The organism is Gluconacetobacter tumulisoli (assembly GCF_014174155.1).
GTDB lineage: Bacteria > Pseudomonadota > Alphaproteobacteria > Acetobacterales > Acetobacteraceae > Gluconacetobacter > Gluconacetobacter tumulisoli.
Map to the genome: position 1 here is coordinate 88,992 of NZ_JABEQM010000009.1, position 21,351 is coordinate 110,342.

Consider the following 21,351-nt stretch of genomic DNA (forward strand, 5'->3'; position numbering starts at 1 on the left):
AGACGTGATCTGAATCAGAAATTGATCGCCGCTGACCTAAAGCCCCTGCACGGGGATTCCGTTCCAGACTGGATGGTAAAGGACCGCCTCTTGGACGATGCCCTAGCCGCCCGCCAGGAAATACAGCGAGCCTCAGAACAATCGGACGATTTCGATGAGGAGTCCCATACACTCGAAAGCCCGAAGACCGCGCCATTTCCATCATGCAGGACGTCATCCAAGACCGTGCCGAACGCATGGGCAACAAGGAAGGCACGGCCTACTATCGGCAGTTCATGCCATTGCGGAAGGCAAGGCTACCCCATCGGGCCGCGTTTGATCGCTGGATCAAGGATATAGGGCCCACTTCCAACAGCAGACACTTAGGAGCCACCATCAGTCCTTCCGACTCTTGGGGGAGTTTCCTTACACTTTCGTCAGAGATAGAGCAGGAGGTGAATCCTGAAAATCATATGTCATCATGACTGACCAGCAGCTTCCAGGTCATCCTTTCTCTCGGAGCATCGGCAGTGGCGTAAGCCAGTCAGATCATGGCCGCAGCCACCTGTGCAGCCCTGGTGCCCTGTTTGAACGCGCCGGTGTAGTTTTGTGCGCCTTCCAGTTCGGAATGGGCGATGATGATCCTGCCATACCCTTGCGCTACCACATCGCGCGGGGGCGGCTTGCCGCCTGTTCCATAGTAGAAGCCCGGTTGCTGAATGACGCGTGCATGTCCCCAGCGGTTCAACACGATCCCCGCGATGTCACGCGCCGCGTCGAAGCCCTGCGGACCAAACATCCTCGTCATCTGGCTGCGGATCTGGCGCTCATATTCCGCCCAGGAGGTGGACAGCAGACGCATCCTGCCCATCGTGCCTTGAACACGCGCATCATATCCTGGCGTGTATAGTCCCATATAGAAGGTGAGCAGGGCCGGCTTGTCTGGATGAAGGGGCGGATCGAACGACGGCGACGTCATGGTTCGGCGAATATTGGCTGAAAATCCGAACATGGTTCCATCGTCGAACCACCGCGCGGCTGTCGCACCGAGATTGTAGAGAAAACGCCAATTATGAAGGGCGACATTCGCGATCATGGCGGGCGCGTAGGCAAAGCTCTGGTAGGCCGTCATGATCTCGTCCGGCAAATCGGCAAGAATATGTTTGTTGACCCAGCCGCCCGATGCCATGACCACAGCCTTGCCCCGTGTCAGGGTCAGTTTTCCATCCCGCTCCCAGATCACTTCGACGCCTTCGGCGACGTTCCTGACGCGCGCCACCGTGGCATTCAGCCGGATTCGCGTGGTCTGACCGGGCCGGTCCAGGCGGTCGAAATGAATCGCGCCGCAATTGGCAGCATCAAACCCCGGTTCCACCGCACCAGGAATAAGCCCGGCGGCCAGATAGCGCGCCAGCAGGGCGTTCCCGCCAGGAAAGGACAGGGTCAGGGGATCGCGGCTGTTTCCCATCACGAGATGATGGCCGGTGCGTGCAGAAATGGCGTCCGCACCCACCCCGCCCAGCAATCCCACCATCGGCTGCGCAAAGCCGGTGACCGCGGGGTCATATTTTTGCACGACTTCAAGATAATGCTTGTATGTCATGGTATCGAGCACGCGGGGATCGTCGGTACCCGTATTGCCGACTTCGTCACGCCAGCGCGCAAGATCGGCCTTAACCGACCCGGACCAGGGCGTGCGCGCGAGGCCATCCCGCCAGATGTTAAGCACCCAGCCCGGCGTCTTCGCTCCGGTCTTCTGGTCAAAATAATAGGCGACGTCTACCTTCTGCTCGTCGAACCCGTCCATGTTGGAATAATTGTCAAGCGCGAAACGGAGCGGCCTGAGAGCCGTGTCCCATTTCTGAAAATCATAACTACGTGGAATGGAGAAATCGCGGAACATCTCGGCAAAAGGCGTAACGGCATCTTCCGCCGGCGGCAGAAAATCGTTCGAACCCTGGGGACCGATCAGTTTTATCCCATCGACCGAAAATTCATTCTGCCGGGCTTCGCCCCCGAATACCGGGTGGTTCTCCAGGATCAGGACACTCTTGCGTCCACCGGTCGCCTGGACGAATTGTCGTGCCGTCATCAGGCCGGTCAGGCCACCGCCGACGATCACAAGATCGACCGACTCTCCATCGTCGTCGGCCCTTAATGCGCCGTCATACAGACCGTCACGGATCCGGTGCGCCGCACGCACGACTCTTCGGACATTGCCATTGGCCCGTGCATAATCGCCCACGCCGCCATAGCCGTCGAATATGGCGGGACTGCCGCTATCCTGCGCCATCGCATGCATGGGGCAAGACGCCCCAAGCAGGGATGCACCGGCCCCAATCATTGTGGAATTGAGGAAATCCCGCCTGGTGATGCCCTTACCCATCCCCAGGCTGATATCTTCGCGGGAGAGACGCGCGCTGTCAGGTTTTTTGTCCATCATCCGCTATTCTACACGATGTGACTGTTGGTGCAGAAGCGTCTCCGTCGCCACGGCCGGTCGGAGGTGGAGAGGAGCGGAACCGGAAACCGGCCTGGGCGGTGTAGCCGTTTCCGGCGGCGGTGGCCGGCAGCCGAGACGACTGTGCGGACGGATGGTATTGTAATGCCGACGCCCCCCCCCCCCCCGCCAGCGGCAAAAGCCGACACACGACGTCTGTATTCCGGCTACGCGCCGCAAGTCGCCGCAAATCAGAAGCCGGATAACCTTCCCATAGCTTCACCGCCGTCGTCATCAGCCAGATCCTCCCCCAGCAAGAGAATCAGAGCCGCGGTCAGCCGTCACTTCACACACGAGTCAGTGGCCACGCTCTTTGATATAGCTGACACCGCAGTAAGGAGTACAGCTCCGCAAGAAAACCGTTTAAATTGGTCGATTCGCAAGAGCTTTTCGAATGGCGCGCATCTGTGGCGCATGAAATATCGATATGGAGGCAAAGAGAAACTGCTGTCCTCTGGGGCATATCCCAGGCCTCCTTGGTGGCCGCCCGGCGGGCGTGCGCACGCCTGAAGGCCGTTACCATCCGCTGGCCGACGGGTATCCGCGCGGGTGCGGAATTCGCGATGCCGACAAACGGCTGACACGGGTGCGGGCGGGCCGGTTGCGCGGCGGCGCGCTCGGCCTTATCGGCGTAAAAAGGCTTTTCATTGGAAATCACCGTTTGTAAATCCTTTACAGAAATACAGCGTGATTACCGGTTTCCACCTTCCTGCATGGGGCGTGATGGCGTTACGCCTTGTGACGCCACGCCTTCCAAGGATAACGGAACCGTCACATGTCATATCAGGAATCGGCAACCACCAAGCTCAACCATATCATCCAGGCCAAGCAGGGCACCTGGGGCGGGATCAACCCCGAATATGTGGTCCGCATGCGCCTCCAGAACCGTTTTCAGACCGGGCTGGACATCGCGCGCTACACGGCCGCCATCATGCGTCAGGACATGGCCGCCTATGATGCCGATCCGACGCAGTACACCCAGTCTCTGGGGGCTTGGCACGGCTTCATCGCGCAGCAGCAGATGATCTCGGTGAAGAAGCATTTCGGTTCGCTCAAGGGCCGTTACCTGTATCTGTCGGGCTGGATGATCGCGGCGCTGCGCTCGGAATTCGGACCGCTGCCCGACCAGTCGATGCACGAGAAGACGGCGGTGCCCGCGCTGATCGAGGAAATCTACACCTTCCTGCGCCAGGCCGACGCCCGTGAACTCGGCATGCTGTTCCGCGATCTCGATGCCGCGCGGGAAGCGGGCGACGCGGCGCGCGAGGTCGAGACCCAGGCGAAGATCGACAATTACCAGACCCACATCGTGCCGATCATCGCCGATATCGATGCGGGTTTCGGTAATGCCGAGGCGACCTACCTGTTGTCGAAGAAGATGATCGAGGCCGGCGCCTGCGCCATCCAGATCGAAAACCAGGTGTCGGACGAAAAGCAGTGCGGCCATCAAGACGGCAAGGTCACGGTGCCGCACGAAGACTTCCTGGCGAAGGTGCGCGCCGTCCGCTACGCGTTCCTGGAACTGGGGGTGGAAGACGGCGTGATCGTCTGTCGCACCGACAGCCTGGGCGCCGGCCTGACCAAGCAGATTGCCTACAGCAGCGAACCGGGCGACCTGGGCGACCAATACAACGCCTATCTGGATTGCGAGGAGGTGACAGACGGCACTGTGCGCAATGGCGACGTGATTATCGCCCGCCACGGCAAGCTGCTGCGCCCGAAGCGCCTGCCCAGCAACCTCTACCAGTTCCGTCCGGGCACCGGTGCCGATCGCTGCGTGCTGGACTGCATCACCGCATTGCAGAACGGCGCCGACCTGCTGTGGATCGAAACCGAAAAGCCCCATATCGAGCAGATCGCCGGCATGATGGATCGCATCCGCGATGCCGTGCCCAATGCCAAGCTGGTCTACAACAACTCGCCGTCCTTCAACTGGACGCTCAATTTCCGCCAGCAGGTCTTCGATGCCTGGAAGGAAGAAGGACGCGACATCTCGGCCTATGACCGCGCGAAGCTGATGGCGCAGAACTACGACGATACCGACCTGGCGACGGAGGCCGACCTGCGCATCCGCTCGTTCCAGCGGGATGCGGCGAAGCGGGCCGGCATTTTCCATCACCTCATCACGCTGCCCACCTATCACACGGCGGCACTGTCGACCGACAATCTCTCCAAGAGATATTTCGGCGACGAGGGGATGCTGGGCTACGTCCAGAACGTCCAGCGCGAGGAAATCCGCCAGGGGATCGCATGCGTCAAGCACCAGAACATGGCCGGTTCGGACATAGGCGACGACCATAAGGAGTATTTCGCCGGCGAAGCGGCGCTGAAGGCCGGCGGCGCACATAACACCATGGGGCAGTTCGGCTGAATCCAAGCACCCCCGGCGTGCAGGAATAACAACAAGCAATAACGGTTATCGCGCCTTCTGGCCCGGTCTTCCCAGCGAAGACCGGGCTTTTTTGCGGGCATGGGCTTGGCATCGAACGAGGGTTTCCCGCGTTTCCTTCCTGTTTCCGGGAGGATGTCGCAATGGATCGGTAAGCCCTCGGACTGCGAAAGCCTGCGGGATCGCCAGCCGGACATCCTTCCGCTGGCGGCATCGTTGTCCTGCTGTCCCCCTCCCGTGCGCAGCCTGCACCCATGAGCGGCATTGTTGAGGGGGAATGAGACCTCTTTCGCCGGCCTTTCAAGGGACTGCACGCCTCGACCCACCCGAAGCACGGCAGCACCCCACCACGTCCGGCCGCCGCCATCGGGGCACACCCATGCAAGATCGAATTTCGGGGCGGCGCAAGCTGAGAGTTGCATCCGTCGTCGTCCGGTCATAGCTCATAGGAGAAGCCGCTCATGACCATTCGCGTCGGCGTCGCTGGCTGGTCGATTCCATCCGCGCTTGCCGGACAGTTTCCCTCGGTCGGCACACATCTTGAACGCTATGGCGCGCGCTTCTCGGCTGTCGAGGTTAACAGCTGTTTCTATCGATCGCACCGACGCACGACGTATGAGCGCTGGGCAGCAAGCGTGCCGCCCGAGTTCCGCTTCTCCGTCAAACTGCCCAAGACGATCACGCATGAGCGCCGCTTGATAGATTGTCGGACCCTCGTCGAGCGATTTGCCGAGGAAACGAGCGGCTTGGGTGACAAACGTGGTCCCGTCCTGGTTCAGCTCCCCCCGAGTTTCGCCTACCCCGGCGACGTCGCCGAACGATTCATCGATGAGCTGAAGGCCACGATTACCGGACCTGTCGTTTTGGAGCCGAGACATGCCAGCTGGTTCCTGCCGGAGGTCGAGCACATGTTAAGGAGGCAGCAGGTGTCCCGGGTCGCGGCGGATCCGGCCAAACCATTGCTTGCGGCGCAACCCGGAGGCTGGAGCGGCCTCGCCTATTTTCGACTGCACGGCTCCCCTCGCATCTACGAGTCGACTTATGGAAAAGAGGCCATTGAAGCTCATGCGAAAGCCGTTGCTTCGCTCACCACGCGCGGCGCCGATGTTTGGACGATCTACGACAACACCACCTATGGTGCCGCCACGCAGAATGCGTTTCAGCTTGTAGAAGCTTTCGTTGAACACAAACTCGGAAACGACTTGTTCAATTGCCGATAAAGCTGATGGCTCAACTGAAGCAGCGACCTGTCAGGGGTCTCGAGGTCGGCGCAGGTCGCTTCGAAAGAATGGCAATGAAACAGCACGCCTTCGGCCCGCATGGCCTGGATATCCGCAGGCGTCTAACCCTTGTCGCCGACAACCTGAAATGGTTCGCATGGCGGGCGGTCGATCATGTCTGTGCGAATGGCAGTTCGTGCGCCTGACCGGGAGCAAGGATGAAAATGACGACCCGGCCACGTCAGCGACTATGCAGATCTTGGCTCCATAACCACCACAAAAGCGGCCCGGTGCCAGTGGCCTAGGGCAGTCGAGAAGACCCCGTCAAAGGCTTGTCCACGTTCCTGCACCTGACAGGGCCTAATACCGGCTCGGAAAGAGGCGGACGCTCTGCAGGATTCCCCTGGGAGCTGAAATCTGATTCGATAGCGCGTTGATGCCAGTTCGAATGGGGCACGGCGGTCAGGCTCATGCGGGCCAGTGTTGCCTTTGTACGAGCGAGCATAAGCTGCTGATTTACGTCGCCCGCCACCACCGTGCTGGGACTGTGTTAGCGTAAGATCAAACCAGCTTTAGGGCAAAACCCCTACTAACCCATTGGAAAATGGTGCTGCTGGACAGGATTGAACTGTCGACCTCTCCCTTACCAAGGGAGTGCTCTACCACTGAGCTACAGCAGCAACGTGGGACGGGCGCTTCCTACCGTCTCTGCCCGCGGGTTGCAAGCCCCCGCGATCGGAAATCGGCATATCCCCGCCCCGCAGGGGTGATCAGTCGTCGCGATGGATCTTTTCCATCCGCTCGTGCCGCTCCTGGGCCTCGATCGACAGGGTGGCGATAGGGCGGGCCTCCAGCCGCTTCAGGCCGATAGGCTCACCCGTTTCCTCGCAATAGCCGTAGGTCCCGTTCTCGACCCGCAGCAGCGCCTGGTTGATCTTGGAAATCAGCTTGCGGGCGCGGTCGCGGGTACGCAGTTCCAGCGCCCGGTCGGTCTCGACACTGGCGCGGTCGGTGATGTCGGCCTCGTGGATGCCACCTTCGGACAGGCTGGCCAGGGTCTCGTCCGCTTCCTTCAGCAGGTCGGCCCGCCATTTCAGCAGCTTCTGGCGGAAATATTCCACCTGCAGCGGGTTCATGAATTCCTCGGCTTCCGAGGGGCGGTAATCGGGAGGCAGTGTAATCATGATACGCGTCCTTGAAGTTCGCCCCCGGACGAGACTTCGCCGGACAGGGGCCCGCCGCGAAACGGGCGGCTTATACGCTGCCCACCGCCATCCGCCAAGCCCGAACGCACCTTAAAATCGCCGCAATCCGCCCGAATCCGGGCAAATCCGGCCGATTCCTATCGAAACGACCTGCGTGCCGGACCTCAGGCCGGACCGTGGGAGGCGGCGGATTGCGGCAGCGTCGCCACCTGGGGGGCGGCAGCCCGGTCGGGGAAGGCGGTTTCCCATCCGCCGCCCAGCGCGGCATAAAGCTGCACCAGGTTGGTCGACAGGGTGGCGGTGCTGGTCGTCAGGTCGGTCTGCGCCGCCAGGACCCGCCGTTCCGCGTCCAGCACCGTCAGGAACGTCACCATGCCGTGACGATACTGGTCGCGCGCCAGATCCAGCGACCGTCCGTCGGCGGCGACCTGGCGCGCCAGGCTGTCATGACGCATCTGTTCGTCGCGATAGGCGGTCAGGGCGTTGTCCACCTCATGCCAAGCGCCCAGGACCGTCCGGCGATAGGAAATCGCGGCCTCCTGCTGCGCCGCCTTGCGCAGTTCCAGCTGCCCGCGCAGCCGCCCGCCCTGGAAGATCGGCAGGCTGATCGACGGGCCGACATTCCAGGCCCGCGCGTTCCAGAACCCCAGGTCGCGGAACGACAGCGACTGGAAGCCGAACCCCGCGTCGATGGTCACCCGGGGATAGAACTCGGCCACGGCCTCCCCGACCTGGGCGGTGGCGGCGTGCAGCTGCGCCTCCGCCTGGCGGATGTCGGGGCGGCGGCGCGCCAGTTCGGACGGCAGGCCGGCGGGCACGCGGGGCGGCACCGGCGGAATGTCGGTGTCCTTCAGCAGTTCGCCCGCCAGGGCGGCGGGCGGCGCCCCCAGCAGCAGGCTCAACGCATTCACCTGAACGGCGATCTGCTGCTCCATCTGCGGGATGCGCGCGGTGACGGCGTCCAGCTGCGACTGCGCGCTCTGCACGTCCAGCTCGGTCACCAGGCCGGCGCTGTTGCGCTGCTGGCTCAGCTCCAGCGTGTGGGCGGCGGTGTCGCGATTGTCCATCAGGATCCGCAGCTGCGCCTGCGCCTCGCGCAGGGCGACGTAATCGCGCGCGACCTCGGCCATCTGGGCGGTCAGCACGCCGCGCCGTTCCTCGACCGATGTGTCGAGGTCGGCCGACGCGGCCTCGTACTGCCGGCGGACGCGGCCCCACAGATCGACCTCCCACGTCGCGTCGATACTGTCGCGCCACTGGTCCAGCAATGGAATGGTGAACTGCCCCGACAGGTCGGACAGGTTGGTGCCGTTCAGGTTCAGCTGCTGGGACTTGCCGACATCGCTGACGATACGCTGCAGCATCTTGGTGCTGTATTGCGACCGGCTGTACGACCCGGCGGCGCTCAGCCCCGGATAGCGTTCGGCCCCGGCGATACGCAGTTGCGACCGGCTTTGCGCCAGCCGGGCCGTGGCGATGGCGACCGACAGGTTTTCCGACGCCACCCGGCGCTCCAGCGCGGACAGCTCGGCATCGTGGAACACGTCCCACCAGGCCGGATCGGGGGCGGTGTCCACGATATCACTGGCGACCGGCCCCCGGGCCGGCCCGGGGTGTCCCGCCGACGCGGCCTTGGCGGACAATTCCCCCGGCCCCGTCCAGTGCGGCGGCGTCCACGGGGCGGGTTTATGGAAATCGGGCCCGACCGCGCATCCGCTCGCGACCGCCGACAGCCCGACGATGGCGGCCCGCCATGAATATCCCCTACGCACCAGAACCGGCCCCCTGTCGCCCTCGATCCCGTCACCTCCGCCCCCTATCGACATGACGGGGCCCGGTATGACATTATCCACCGAAACTGACCGACCCGTTCGGTCAGGACCTTACCCTATCGGCTTTCCATCCCGGGTCAATCCACCCCGGGCGGGGAAACCACCGCAGGAGCCTTGTGCCATGTCAGCCGACCCGTCCCCCCCCGCGCCGGACCTGCCGGGGGCATCGGCCGCCAAGCGGCAGCAGATCCTGGAGGGCGCCGCCCGGATCTTCGCCGCCCATGGCTACGAGGGCGCCAGCATGTCGCAGATCGCCCGCGACGCCGGCGTGTCCAAGGGAACGCTGTATAACTACTTCGACAGCAAGGCGACCCTGTTCTCGGCCTTCGTGCAGCAGAGCGCATGCCAGAACCTGCCACGCCTGTTCGAACCGATCGGCGAGAAACGCACGCCCGAGGAAACGCTTGTGGGAATCGCGACCGCGATGATCCGCCTGACCATCTCGCCGGTGCCGCTGATGCTCCATCGGATCATCGTGTCCGAGGCCGCGGCCTTTCCGCATCTGGCCGAGACGTTCTGGCAGAACGGCCCGCAGAAGGCGATCGGCATCTTCTCCGGCTGGCTGGCCGAACGCTCGCGCGAGGGCGTGCTGGACGTGCCCGATCCGGCCCTGGCGGCGGAATTGTTCTATGCGCTGTGCCAGACGCGGATCACCGGGCGCAAACGCCTGCAGCTGCCCGTCGATTCCGACCCGGCGCATATCGAGGCCATCGCCCGGCTTGCGGTGCGGGTCTTCCTCAACAGCTTCCAGCCCGGCCGGGACCGGACGCCCGTCTGACGCCACCACCTGCCCGCCGCGCGGCACCCAGGCGCGCCGAATCGCGGCCTTCCCGCGCCGGACACGCTGGCGGGTCGTCCCGACGACGCCCGCGGACCACGCGCGAACGCTTCTTCGCCATCGCATGCGATAGCTAGGGCGAACCGGTTCGTCAGGAACGTGGCCGCCCCATCCGGGCGACGTGGCCGGCCGCGCCTACCGGCGGCCGGTCAGGTCGCGCTCGATCAACGCGACATTGCGCAGATTGGCCTTGAAGACGGCATCGAACATGTCGCCCGCGACCGGCACGGTATCGACCGCAGTTTCCAGGACGACATTGGCCACCATGCGCGCCAGCACGCCCCCCGACACGCCCATCCGCCAGGCTTCCCAGATGATATAGAGCGACACCAGCCCCATCACCGCATTGCCGACGCCGGGAAACAGCCCGATCACGGCATCCAGCCCCACGCGAAAGCGCGTGCCCGGCACCCGGAACGCCGCATCCAGCACCCACGCCAGACGCTTCACCCGCCGCAGGCGGCGTGCGACATCGGCCCCGACCGGGGGCAGGACGTCGCCAGTATAGATGCCAGCATGTACCATGCCCCGCATGTGGCCCGCACCGAATCGGATTTCAACGTCCCGACGATGAATGGCCCGATTCTCATGTCTGCGACCGATTCTCATATTTGCTATTGCGAATCATTATCACATGTAAGATGGTCCCGCCCGTCAAAGGGAACCATCAATATGAAGTCCGCTCGTCTGCACCCCAGTTTCAGCGTCGCCATGGCCGGCCTTCTCGCCGCCATCAGTACGGCGCATGCGGCGGAGACCACGCCCCCAGCCGCCGATTCCACGAAAGCCAAGACCAAGGTCAAGGCCGAGAGCATCATCGTCAAAGGGCGGAAACCCGCGTCCGTCGCCTCGTCGGGCACCAAGACCGATACCCCCCTGATCGACACCGCCCAGTCGATCACGGTCATCGATCGCCATGAACTCGACATGCGCGGTGTTCTCAGCCTCAGCCAGGCGGTGCGCTACACGGCCGGGATTACGCCGGACCAGCGCGGATCCACGGCGACTCGCTACGACCAGTTCGCATTGCGCGGCTTCACGGTTCCCAATTTCCTCGACGGCCTCAAACTGCAGGACAGCCCCACGGGCTACGCCACGGCGCAGATCGACACGTCGCGCCTGGACCGCATCGAGGTGCTGAAGGGCCCGGCCTCGGCGCTGTACGGACAATCCAGCCCGGGCGGCCTGGTCGCAATGTCCAGCAAGCTGCCCACCAGCGCGCAATCCTACGGCAGCCTGACGGCAACGGGCGGCAGCTTCGACCTCTATCGCGTGGACGGGGATGTCGGCGGGTCGCTGACCCGCGACGGCTTCGTGCGCTACCGGCTCTACGGCACCGTCAACGGGTCGCACAGCCAGCTCAGCCAGACGCAGAGCCGCCGCTACAGCATCAGCCCGGCGGTCACGTTCGGCGGGGACGGCAACACGACACTGACGCTGCTGGGCAATTACCAGGACGACCCGCAGAATGCCTCCTACGGCTCGGTTCCCCTGGAGGGCTCGCTCCGCCGCGCCGCCTTCGGTCGCATCAGGCAGAATTTCTACGACGGCGATCCGAATTTCGAGGAATTCAATCGCAAGCACTGGGCAACGACCTATATCTTCAACCATAAGTTCAATTCGAACTGGGCCTTCTCGTCGCGCGGCCGCTACGACGACATCCGCACGATCTACGAGAGCGTCTACAGCGAGGGCGTCTATATGGACGCCGATTACGTGCGCGACTTCGCGCAGGAGGCCCTGGGCAATTTCAGCCGCGGCACGGCCTATGCCAACGAACGCCTGAAGAACCTGGCCTTCGACAATCAGTTTACCGGCCATTTCTCGACCGGCATCCTCCATCATTCCGTCATGATGGGCTTCGACTACCAGCAGAGCCGGGCGACCGAGTATGACGGGTTCGGATCCGCGCCCTCCATCAATGTGCTGCATCCGATCTATGGCCAGACGATTACCCCGCCGGCGATTGCCAACCATTATATCACCGACCAGCACCAGATCGGCCTGTACGCGCAGGACCAGATCGACATCGCCAATTTCCACCTGACGGGCAGCCTGCGCAACGACTGGTACCGCAGCCACCAGCAGGATTATATCGGCGGCAGCAGCTCCAGCCAGAGCCCCGAACAGATCACCTGGCGGGCGTCCGGCCTGTATCATTTCAATTTCGGCCTCGCCCCGTACATCAGCTATTCGACCTCGTTCCAGCCGCAATCCGGCATCACGTCCGACAATGGCGGCCGCACGACCCGCCAGGCGGACCCGACGATCGGCAAGCAGCTGGAAGGGGGCGTGAAATACCAGATCCCGGGCCTGCCGATCCTGCTGACCGCCGCGGGGTTCCATATCGAACAGACGAACGTCCTGACGGCGGTACCGAACGCGAACTACAGCGTCGAAAACGGCAAGGTCCGTTCCGACGGCTTCGAATTCGAGGCCCATGTCAATGTCTACAAGGGCCTGACCGTGGTCGCCACCGTCAGCACGCAGAAAGTCCGCGACCTCTCGACGCACAAGCCGCTGGTCCAGGTCGGCAAGGGCGGCGAATCCCTGTTCGCCTTCTACACGATGCAGTCGACCCCGCTGAAAGGGCTGGGATTTGGCGGCGGCCTGCGCCATGTCGCCAGTTCCTATGGCGGCACGGCGTCCTATGGCGACGTCACGGTGCCGGCCTACACCCTGTTCGATGCCACGGCGAATTACGACCTCGCCAACCTGGGGCATGCCTTCCGGGGCTGGAAAGTCCAGGCCAGCGTGCGCAACCTGTTCAACAAGCGCTATGTCGCAAGCTGCTATGGTTACGCCCCGTATGACGAATGGTGCTGGTACGGGGAACGCCGTTCGGCCCAGGCGTCGGTCGGTTTCAGCTGGTAATGCCAGTGCAGGCCAGACGGGTCGGTTTCCCAAGGTCCGTGATCTTTGGCAGGGGCCAGGGCAGGACCCCGGGTCCTGCCGCCAAGGCGTCATGCGCCACCCGGACCGGTATCGTCCCATGACGCGTCGCCACCTGGCCATCGCCGCGCGGACCGTCGCGGGCGTGGCCGGCGGCTACGGGGTCGGGTCGCTGGTGGCCATCGTCGCCGCGTGCTGGCTGCCCCTGTCCCGGGCGGACGCCGCGACGGCGGGCACGCTGCTGGGCCTGCTGGCGTGGCCGCCGGTCGTGATGGCCTGCTTCTACGCCCGCAGCGCCACCCGGGCCTGGACGGGCCTCCTCCTCCTCGCCGTCCCGCTGGGCGGGGCCGCGATGCAGGCGACGGGATGGCGGCCATGAAGCCCGATTTCCGGGCGGCGATGACATGGCTGCACGACTGGGCGGGCCTGGTGACGGGCTGGCTGCTCTTCGCGATCGTGCTGTCGGGCACGCTCAGCGTCTTTCGTCCCGAAATCGGCGCCTGGATGCGGCCCGAGGTTCTGGGACGCCCCGCCGATCCTATCGTCGCGACCGACGCCGCCATCCGCTGGCTGTCGATTCATGCCGCGCGGTCGCCCGCCTGGTATCTCGACGTCGCCGGCGACCGCGCCCCCTATACCCAGGCCATCTGGGCCGAGGGCGGCGACTACGTGCAGCGCGCGCTCGACCCCCAGAACGGCAGCCCCGCCGCGATACGGGACACGCTGGGGGGCGAATTCTTCTATCGTTTCCATTTTGAACTGCAGCTGCCCTACCCGTGGGGCCGCCTGCTGGCGGCAGCGGCGGCGATGGCCCTGGTGCTGGTGCTGCTGACCGGAATCGTCGCGCATCGGCGCTTCTTCGCCGATTTCTTCACCTTCCGGCCCGGCAAGGGCCAGCGCAGCTGGCTCGACGTCCATAACATGCTCGGCGTCGTCGCCCTGCCGTTTCATCTCATGATCGCCTTCACCGGCGCGGCCACGCTCGCCAACCTGCTGATGCCGTGGGGGATCGCGGCGATCTACCATTCCGACATGTCCGCCGCGCAGCAGGACCTGAACCCGGCGGCGATCGACCGCCCCGCCACCGGCCGGTCCGGGCCCCGCGCCCCGGTTCTCCCCATGCTGCGCGAGGCACAGCGCCGTTTCGGAGAGGCCGGCCTGGAACGCGTGACCGTCTTCAATCCCGGCGACGTCGCGGCGGTCGTCACGATGGTCGCGGGCGGCGGCGACGGAATCGGCATCGATCCTCATACCCTCAGCTTCGACGGCACAACCGGCCGAATTCTCGCCGAACATGTCGAAGGGCGCCCGGCCGTGGGTCTGTTCGATTTCCTCTATGGCCTGCACGTCGCCCGCTTTGCGCCAGGCGTGACGCGCTGGCTGTATTTCGTCTCGGGGCTCATGCTGGCGGGGGTGGTCGGCAGCGGACTGCGGCTGTGGACGATCAAGCGGCACCGGCGCGCCCCCGGCTTCGGAACGGCCCTGGTGGAGCGGCTGAACGTGGGCGTCATCGCCGGCACGCCCACCGCCTTCGCCGCCCTCCTCCTCGCGAACCGCGTGCTCCCGGCCGGCCTGGCCGGCCGATCCGCGCTGGAGGTCCGGTCGGTCTTCGTCACCTGGGCGCTGGTCCTGGCCGTCGGCGTGCTGCGCGCCCCGGACCGCGCCTGGGGCGAACTCCTCGGCCTGTCGGCCCTGGCCTGCCTCGGCGTCGCGCTCGCCGGCGGCCTGCCGCGGGATGGCGTCGCGCAGGGCGTGGCGCTGGTCGCGCTTGCCCTGGCCTGCGGGCTCGCCGTCGCCGCCTGGCGGTCGATCCTGCGCCGCCGTGATCCCTGACATGTCGCTCATCATCGCGCTCCTCGGCCTTGTCGCCGTGCCGCTGCTGGCGCTCGGCACGACGCGCCAGGCGACGGACCTGTTCACGCCTCCGCTCGACGCGACGCGATGCCGGCGCCTGCGCGGAACCGGATGGAGCTTTCTCCTGGCTGGATTTCTCGCCGTGCTGTTCAGCGGCGACGTGGCGCGCACGCTGGTCGGCTGGATCGGCCAGCTTGGCCTCGACGCGCTGGTGACCGCGCTGGCCTGCACGCTCGTCCGGACGCGGCGCGCATCAGGGTCCTGACGCGACGCCCCCGCCCCGCCGGCCTCGGGTCGCAAGAAGCGTCCCGTCCGCCTCGCGAGCGTCCTCTGACGCGTCTTCGGTTTCATCGAAATGCAGGCCCAGCGACGGGGTGCCGGCCCGGTCGGACGTCGGCTCGAAATAGAAGCGGTGACGGGGGAAGTCGAACAGCGCGACCACCCGGCGAAAGAAATCGCCGCCCAGGGTCCCGGTATCGATGCGATCCTGGACGTTCAGCGTCATGTTCGCGAAGGATGCCCCGCCGATATCGACCGCCGCGAACCGATGCAGGCGGCCCAGCGAGACGCCGACATATTTCGTTCTCGTCCGCGGATCCGCCTCGAGCGCGACATCGGTCACCCCGATCGCGTGCGCGACATCCGTCGGCAGGACGCTGGTGCTGAGATCCGGATCCAAGCGCATCCGCACCGCATGGCCGTCGATCGAGACCGAAAGGGCGGGCGCGTCCGGCCCCATGTTTTCCCCTTCGGGGACAGATTGGAACAGGGCGGCCGGGGACCCGCACCCGGGCCCTCCCCACTCAAAGAGGGCGAGCCGGCGATGCGGGACGTCCAGCAGGACCGAGACATGGGTCAGCAGCGGCCGTCCGACGATGCCCAGGACGGGCCTGTCCCCCACGCGATGCCGGGCATCCCCATCCAGCAGCAGGATATCATGCGCTCCCGCATCGATGTTTCCGAATTTCAGATCGTCGACCCGGGAATGGAACACGGTCGTGAGGGATCCATCCTGCCCCCGAAGCTGCAATTCACCACCACGCGGAAACCAGAGCCGGTCCGGTTTTCCATCATGCAGGAACGTATGGCTGAAGACCGGGGAAAAATAGAGGGCGGCCCGTTCGCCGTCGATCGTTACGGGAATCACCGGCGCATCCCCCTCGCCGCCGAGAAGCGGCAGAATTTCCACCCCCTTGATGCAGGCCCCTGCCGGCGCCTGCGCCGACGCGGCAGGAAGCCGGAAGAACAGGCACGCCGCCACGCAGCCGGACGCCCACCCGATCATCCGAACTGTCCACATGCCTAGGCCATCCTTACCCCGACGGCCAACCGTGGACGGTATCGCCGCGACGCAGGTCAGTCTTCTGGGGCCTGTTTCCAGACGGCTCCAGAAGACTGGTTCAAATTCATCCTGTTGCGTGAGAGTGCCACGCAGCGGCACGTCCGGCGTGATTTTTCGCGCATCGGAGCGAAACGGCGTTGATGGCCGCGAACACCGAATTACGGAAAAAGCATGTCGGAACGGCGCCGGTGCGCATTTTAGACCAGCGCTCTCAGCGCCCGCCGGACACCGTCAGGGACGTACCCGTGACATACGACGCCGCGGGGGACAGCAGGAACAACACCGCCGCCGCGATCTCGTCCGGCGTGCCGACGCGCCCCATCGGCACGCCGCTTTCGGCGGCATATTTCGCCGTCTCGGGCGATACCATGTCGGTCGCCGTCAGGCCGGGGGCGACGGCGTTCACGCGCACCCCTTCCTGCGCGACCTCGGTTGCCAGCCCTTTTGTGAAGGTCTCGATCGCGCCTTTGGTCGCCGCATAGGGCACCAGGCCGGCCAGGCCGCCCAGACGCGCCGCCACTGACGAGATATTGACGATCGCGCCCCCCTTGCCGCCATGCTTGGTGGACATCCGCCGCACTGCCTCGCCGGCCGCGAGGATGCTGCCGGTCACGTTGACGGCCAGAAGGGCGGCCAGTCCCGCCGGGGTCTGCGCGTCGATGCGGAGCTTGTCGCCCAGGATTCCCGCATTGTTCACCAGTCCGACGAGCGGCCCCAGTTCCGCCTCGGCCGCCGCGAACAGGCCCGGGATCTGTGCCGGGTCGCCGATATCCGCCCGGATGGCCGCGGCCCGGCCGCCCGCCGCGCGGATCGCCTGCACCAGTTCGTCCGCCTGGGCCGCGCTGTGGGCGTAATTGATCGCGACGGCATAGCCGGCGCCGGCTACCGCCCGGCAGATCGCCTGGCCGATGCCGCGCGCGCCGCCGGTGACGACGATGGTGCCGGATGCGGGTGTTGCGATGGCGGTCATGGGATGCGCCTCTTCCTTCTCGACGACGGATGCGCCCGGCGCCGCCCGCAGGCGGGCGGCAGGGGCGAGGTCCCGCAACCATGCCGCCGAAGCAGGGAGATCGCAACGGCGGCGTGGCCGCGCGCCGCCGGAAAAACCCGAGTGCCCGGCACGCGTTGTCCGGTTGCGGGCCCCGAATGCGGCCTGCCAGCCTGGTGGTCGGGGCAATGAAGTCCAGCAGTCACACGGACGGACCCTTCCGGTCGGTCGACACCACGACGGTGCAGGCCGGCCCGACGATCGGCCTGCTCGGCATCCCGCCGGAAGCGCATGGGCTGGTCCTGTTCGCCCATGGCAGCGGCAGCGGGCGGTTCAGCCCCCCGCAACACCCATGTCGCCCACGCGCTGCAGCGTGCAGGCCTGGCGACACTGCTGATCGACCTGTTGCGCGAGGACGAGGAACAGGACCGGCGCAAGGTCTTCGACATTCCCCTGCTGGCCGCACGGCTGGCCGGCGCCGCGCAGTGGGTGCGACAGGCCGCCCATCTGGCAGCACTGCCGGTCTGCTATTTCGGCGCCAGCACCGGCGCCGCCGCCGCCCTGCTGGCGGCGTCCACCGACGCGGGACGCATCGCCGCCATCGTCTCGCGCGGCGGCCGTCCCGACCTGGCCGGCGCGACCGCACTGGGCCGCGTCCGGTCGCCGACCCTTCTGATCGTCGGGGGCCGGGACGACGACGTCCTGGCGCTGAACCGCGCGGCGCTGCAGGCGATGCACTGCGAACGCCATCTGGTGATCGTGCCAGGGGCGACCCATCTGTTCGAGGAACCCGGAACGCTGGACCAGGTCGTCGATCATGCGACCAGATGGTTCCTGGCGCATGTCCGCGACCCACCCTGATGCCCGCGCCCGACGTCCGCGATAACGCTTCGGTGAGGCCCCGCCACCACCGGAAACCCCGGCCATGCCTGCCTGTTCCGGAATAAGAGGCGCGATGTCCGCGACGATCGCGTCCGACCCGCCACCCGGCGGCGACACCCCAGCACGGAGGCCCGCTGCATGAAGGCCGCACCCGGCAATCCGGCCCCAGGCGGGCCCGGTCCCCTGATGGCGACGCCCCTGCCACTCCCCGGCGGCGGCTCGCCCCCCGCCCTCACCACGCCGCCGACGATGCCCGTGACCGTGATCGACATGACATCGCAGGCTCGCGCCACGGTGGCGATCCGCGACATCATGCCGGGCGTGCAGGCGGATCTCGACGCCCTGGGACGCGTCATCCGGCTGCGGGTCGGGCACGTCCATCCGGACCATCTGCCGCTGGCCTGACACCACCCGCCCGACCCGTCCCGGTCGCCGCCGGCAACCAACGGGCCGCGTGCCACGTTGTCCCGTCATCGACGATGTCGGGACGGACCGCCGGGCACGGACGCGCCACCCTGTCATCACCCCCCTCACCATGGCCGCCAGGCCCGGCCGGAGAAAGGGCCGGCGACGACCGGACCCCTGTTACCGGACCCATGTCGCGCCGCCCTGGCCGCCCCTCGCCCCCAGGAGGTTCAATGCAAGCGGCTGCACGCGGCAGGCATCGTCACACCGACCCCCATACTCTCCCACGACGCGGTCCCGGCCGACGGCGCGGAATGCGCGCCCTGCTGCTGCTGGCATGCGTGGCCCTGCTGCTTCCGCTCGCATCCGGCCGGGCACAATCGCCCGCCCCAGACGCACCCGCCACCGCAACGCCGGACCAGACCCAAACGGACAGGGCCCCAACGGACCGGGCCCAGATGGACCGAGCCCAAATGGATCAGGCGCGTATCCGGCACCTGGTCGGAACGTTGAGCGATCCGGACCGCCGGGCGGCTTTCCTCCAGGACCTGCGCACGCTCGGTGACCTGCCGGACCCGGCCCTCCTCCACGACGCGCCGGTGGTCGCGGCGGCCCCCACCCGGGGCTCCGCCACATCCGCTCCCGCCGCCTCCGCATCGGCGGCACCCGCTGTCCCGCCATCCGCCGCCCCGGTCCGCGCCACGCCCACCCCGACCGCCGCTCCGACCGCTCCCCCGGCCGGCGCCACCACCGCAACGCCGCCCGCCACAGACCGGATCGCGCTGGCCCCGGGCAGCCTCGGCGCCGAAATGCTGACGGGGCTGACCGGTGTCGCCCTGACCGTCGGCCAGAGGGTCAGGACGTTCGGCGCCCTGTTCGTCGACCTGCGCGATGTCGGGACATGGTTCGGCCACATGGTCCGCCATCCCGGGTCGCGCGCCTTCCTGACCGGCCTGTCCTGGCGGCTGGCGCTGGTCATGCTGGCCGGGATCGTGGTGGAACGCGTCCTGTCCATTCCCCTGGCACGGCGGGTACGGCGGCTGGACGCCCGTCTGGCGACCCGCCTCCCGGCGCCCCCGCCGGCGTCGCCTCCCCCACCCGCGCCCCTGCCGGCCCCCGCCGCGCCGCGCCAGCCCGGCGAGACCGGCGCCCTGGCGAACGCTGGCCCGGACGCCCGTCCCGACCCCGACGGCAATGCGGACCGGGCGGCGGCGGCCCAGCGCGAACGTGACGCCCGTCTGCGGCGGCGTACGGCCCGGGCGCTGCGGCTGACCCCATGGGTCGCCCTGCGGCTGGTGCTGGACCTGCTGCCGCCGGCGGCGTTCTTCGGCATCGCCAACCTGGCCGCCCCGGCCCTGGTGGACCAGCCCCGCGTGCTGGCCGTCATCCTGATCGTCGCGGACGCCTATGTCATCGCCCGGCTGGTGACCGTCGTGCTGGACGCCCTGCTGTCGCCCCGCCTGCCGCACCTGCGCCCCCTGCCCCTGCGGGACGAGACGGCGGGCATCCTGGCCTGGTGGATGACGGCCCTGGCGCTGGTGCCCATCATCGCCCTGTGCGTCGCCGATGCGGGCCAGGTGCTGGACCTGCCCGATCGCGGACAGGATGCGATCGGGCGGCTGATCGTCCTGGTGGAACATGTGCTGTTCGCCATCCTGATCGTCCGGGTCAGGCGGCCGGTGGCCAACGTCCTGCGTCCCCTGCGGCAGATCCACCCGCGGCTGGCCAACAGCGTCTTCGACGGGCTGGCCGACCGCTGGTGGATCGTGGCGCTGGTGCTGGATTTCGCGCTGTGGCTGGTCTGGGCCGCGCAGATCCCCGACGGCTACCTGCGGGTCTGGCGCCTGTCCCTGACCGCTGCCGCCATCCTGGTCGCCTTCCGCGTGCTGGCCATCCTGCTGTTCGGCCTGCTGGACCGGACGTTCCGGCCACGCCCCGACACGGACGGCCATCTGTCCGACCTGTCGCGGCGCGGCGCACGCTACTATCCCTTTGCCCGGCGTGGCCTGGCCTGGGCGCTGGCGGCCGCGGGGCTGGTCGCGCTGCTGCAGGCGTGGGGGATGCCGGCGTTCCAGTGGTTCGGCGACGGCCGCATCGGCCGGCGCCTGGTCTCCGCGGCCAGCACCATCCTGGTGGCGCTCGCGGTCGGCGTGGCGGTCTGGGAATATGTCAACGCGGTGCTGGACCGCCAGATCACACGCTATACCACCAGCGACCAGGGCCTGCGGGCCATGCGGCTGCGCACCCTGTCGCCCATCCTGCGGACGGTGCTTCTGGTCTGCCTGATCATCGTGGTGGCCATGACGATGCTCAGCCAGATCGGCCTGAACATCGCGCCGCTGCTGGCGGGCGCCGGGATCATCGGCGTGGCGGTGGGCTTCGGCTCGCAGAAGCTGGTGCAGGATTTCATCACCGGCATCTTCCTGCTGCTGGAAAACGCGATGGAGGTCGGCGACTGGGTTACCGCCGGCGGCCTGTCCGGGTCGGTGGAAACCCTGTCGATCCGCACCCTGCGCCTGCGCGCGGCCGACGGATCGGTCCACATCATCCCCTTCAGCGCCGTGTCGACCGTGACCAACACCAATCGCGGTCTGGGCAACGCCGCCGTCAGCGTGGACATCGCCCCCGATCAGGACGCCGACCACGCGGGCGCGGTGCTGAAGGACATCGTCGCCGGCATGCGCCAGGACCCGGCCTTCGCGCCCGGCATGCTGGGCGACCTGGAATACTGGGGCGTCAACGCGGTGTCGGCCCAGGCTGTCACCCTGGCCGGACAGGTGCGCTGCACCGACACCGCCCGCTGGGGCGTGCAGCGCGAATTCAACCGTCGCCTGGTCCAGCGCTTCACGCAGGAAGGCATCCGCCTGGCCCGCCCGGTCAGCACGGTGGAACTCCTTCCCCCGCCGGCCTCTCCCACGGCAGCCTCACCCCCAGCAGCCTCTCCTGCGCCGGCCGTTCCCCCGGCCAACCCTCCAGCCGCTCCGCCGGCCTGACCCTCGTCCTCTCCCGGCGGAACGACGCGGCG

At 66.6% G+C, this 21,351-nt stretch carries 16 protein-coding genes, 1 tRNA gene and 1 pseudogene; 10 read left to right on the forward strand and 8 right to left on the reverse strand.

The features are described from left to right. Positions 1 to 523 precede the first annotated feature (523 nt). Together HLH28_RS12080 and HLH28_RS18125 are read right to left on the reverse strand one after the other, a co-directional pair. Positions 524 to 2,422: an NAD(P)-binding protein gene (locus tag HLH28_RS12080; RefSeq protein ID WP_182959448.1), complete on the reverse strand. Its 1,899-nt coding sequence runs from the start codon at positions 2,420 to 2,422 to the stop codon at positions 524 to 526. 184 nt (positions 2,423 to 2,606) lie between these two features. After that, positions 2,607 to 2,714 (reverse strand): annotated as a pseudogene (locus tag HLH28_RS18125) (IS630 family transposase); the annotation flags it as partial. Positions 2,715 to 3,254: 540 nt separating this feature from the next. Between HLH28_RS18125 and HLH28_RS12090 the strand changes: the two are divergent. Next, positions 3,255 to 4,850, forward strand: a complete 1,596-nt coding sequence (locus tag HLH28_RS12090) for an isocitrate lyase (protein ID WP_182959451.1) — start codon at positions 3,255 to 3,257, stop codon at positions 4,848 to 4,850. 479 nt (positions 4,851 to 5,329) lie between these two features. After that, positions 5,330 to 6,088, forward strand: a complete 759-nt coding sequence (locus HLH28_RS12095) for a DUF72 domain-containing protein (RefSeq protein ID WP_182959453.1) — start codon at positions 5,330 to 5,332, stop codon at positions 6,086 to 6,088. A gap of 605 nt (positions 6,089 to 6,693) precedes the next feature. Here HLH28_RS12095 and HLH28_RS12100 read toward each other — a convergent pair. The 3 genes from HLH28_RS12100 to HLH28_RS12110 all read right to left on the reverse strand — a co-directional run bounded on the left by HLH28_RS12100 (position 6,694) and on the right by HLH28_RS12110 (position 9,119). Then, positions 6,694 to 6,768 (reverse strand) — tRNA-Thr (locus HLH28_RS12100). 90 nt (positions 6,769 to 6,858) lie between these two features. Then, positions 6,859 to 7,272: an RNA polymerase-binding protein DksA gene (gene dksA / locus HLH28_RS12105; RefSeq protein WP_182959455.1), complete on the reverse strand. Its 414-nt coding sequence runs from the start codon at positions 7,270 to 7,272 to the stop codon at positions 6,859 to 6,861. A gap of 185 nt (positions 7,273 to 7,457) precedes the next feature. After that, on the reverse strand, positions 7,458 to 9,119 hold the full coding sequence (locus HLH28_RS12110) for an efflux transporter outer membrane subunit (protein ID WP_182959457.1): 1,662 nt from the start codon (positions 9,117 to 9,119) through the stop codon (positions 7,458 to 7,460). A 127-nt stretch (positions 9,120 to 9,246) separates the two neighbouring features. Here HLH28_RS12110 and HLH28_RS12115 point away from each other — a divergent pair, with 127 nt between their 5' ends. Next, positions 9,247 to 9,903, forward strand: a complete 657-nt coding sequence (locus tag HLH28_RS12115) for a TetR/AcrR family transcriptional regulator (RefSeq protein WP_182959459.1) — start codon at positions 9,247 to 9,249, stop codon at positions 9,901 to 9,903. Positions 9,904 to 10,098: 195 nt separating this feature from the next. On the opposite strand, the gene HLH28_RS12120 is transcribed toward HLH28_RS12115, so the two are convergent. Next, the gene (locus HLH28_RS12120) at positions 10,099 to 10,488 is read right to left on the reverse strand and encodes a DUF4112 domain-containing protein (RefSeq protein ID WP_182959461.1); all 390 of its coding nucleotides are present in this window, start codon (positions 10,486 to 10,488) and stop codon (positions 10,099 to 10,101) included. Positions 10,489 to 10,635: 147 nt separating this feature from the next. Here HLH28_RS12120 and HLH28_RS12125 point away from each other — a divergent pair, with 147 nt between their 5' ends. From HLH28_RS12125 to HLH28_RS12140, 4 genes are all read left to right on the forward strand, one after another. After that, entirely contained in the window at positions 10,636 to 12,837 is a 2,202-nt protein-coding gene (locus tag HLH28_RS12125) for a TonB-dependent siderophore receptor (RefSeq protein WP_182959464.1), read from the forward strand. 118 nt (positions 12,838 to 12,955) lie between these two features. Further along, positions 12,956 to 13,234: a DUF3649 domain-containing protein gene (locus HLH28_RS12130; RefSeq protein ID WP_182959466.1), complete on the forward strand. Its 279-nt coding sequence runs from the start codon at positions 12,956 to 12,958 to the stop codon at positions 13,232 to 13,234. After that, positions 13,231 to 14,688 carry a PepSY-associated TM helix domain-containing protein gene (locus HLH28_RS12135; RefSeq protein WP_246396069.1) on the forward strand — a complete coding sequence of 486 codons (1,458 nt, stop codon included), beginning with the start codon at positions 13,231 to 13,233 and terminating at the stop codon, positions 14,686 to 14,688. The genes HLH28_RS12130 and HLH28_RS12135 overlap by 4 nt, the downstream gene beginning before the upstream one ends. 1 nt (position 14,689) lies before the next feature. Further along, positions 14,690 to 14,974 (forward strand): DUF3325 family protein, encoded by a 285-nt coding sequence (locus HLH28_RS12140; RefSeq protein WP_182959468.1) that lies wholly within the window; start codon positions 14,690 to 14,692, stop codon positions 14,972 to 14,974. On the opposite strand, the gene HLH28_RS12145 is transcribed toward HLH28_RS12140, so the two are convergent. Both HLH28_RS12145 and HLH28_RS12150 read right to left on the reverse strand, forming a co-directional pair. Beyond that, positions 14,963 to 16,009 carry a retropepsin-like aspartic protease gene (locus tag HLH28_RS12145; protein WP_182959469.1) on the reverse strand — a complete coding sequence of 349 codons (1,047 nt, stop codon included), beginning with the start codon at positions 16,007 to 16,009 and terminating at the stop codon, positions 14,963 to 14,965. The two genes, HLH28_RS12140 and HLH28_RS12145, sit on opposite strands and share 12 nt — an antisense overlap. Positions 16,010 to 16,262: 253 nt before the next feature. Continuing rightward, positions 16,263 to 17,099: an SDR family oxidoreductase gene (locus tag HLH28_RS12150; protein WP_246396071.1), complete on the reverse strand. Its 837-nt coding sequence runs from the start codon at positions 17,097 to 17,099 to the stop codon at positions 16,263 to 16,265. Positions 17,100 to 17,351: 252 nt separating this feature from the next. Between HLH28_RS12150 and HLH28_RS12155 the strand changes: the two genes are divergently transcribed. From HLH28_RS12155 to HLH28_RS12165, 3 genes are all read left to right on the forward strand, one after another. Continuing rightward, complete coding sequence (locus HLH28_RS12155) at positions 17,352 to 17,900, forward strand: dienelactone hydrolase family protein (RefSeq protein ID WP_246396073.1); 549 nt, start codon at positions 17,352 to 17,354, stop codon at positions 17,898 to 17,900. Positions 17,901 to 18,059: 159 nt separating this feature from the next. Further along, a complete protein-coding gene (locus tag HLH28_RS12160) occupies positions 18,060 to 18,326 on the forward strand; it encodes a hypothetical protein (protein WP_182959620.1) in 267 nt (88 codons plus the stop codon). A gap of 458 nt (positions 18,327 to 18,784) precedes the next feature. Continuing rightward, on the forward strand, positions 18,785 to 21,319 hold the full coding sequence (locus HLH28_RS12165) for a mechanosensitive ion channel domain-containing protein (RefSeq protein ID WP_182959471.1): 2,535 nt from the start codon (positions 18,785 to 18,787) through the stop codon (positions 21,317 to 21,319). The last annotated feature ends 32 nt before the right edge of the window (positions 21,320 to 21,351 follow it).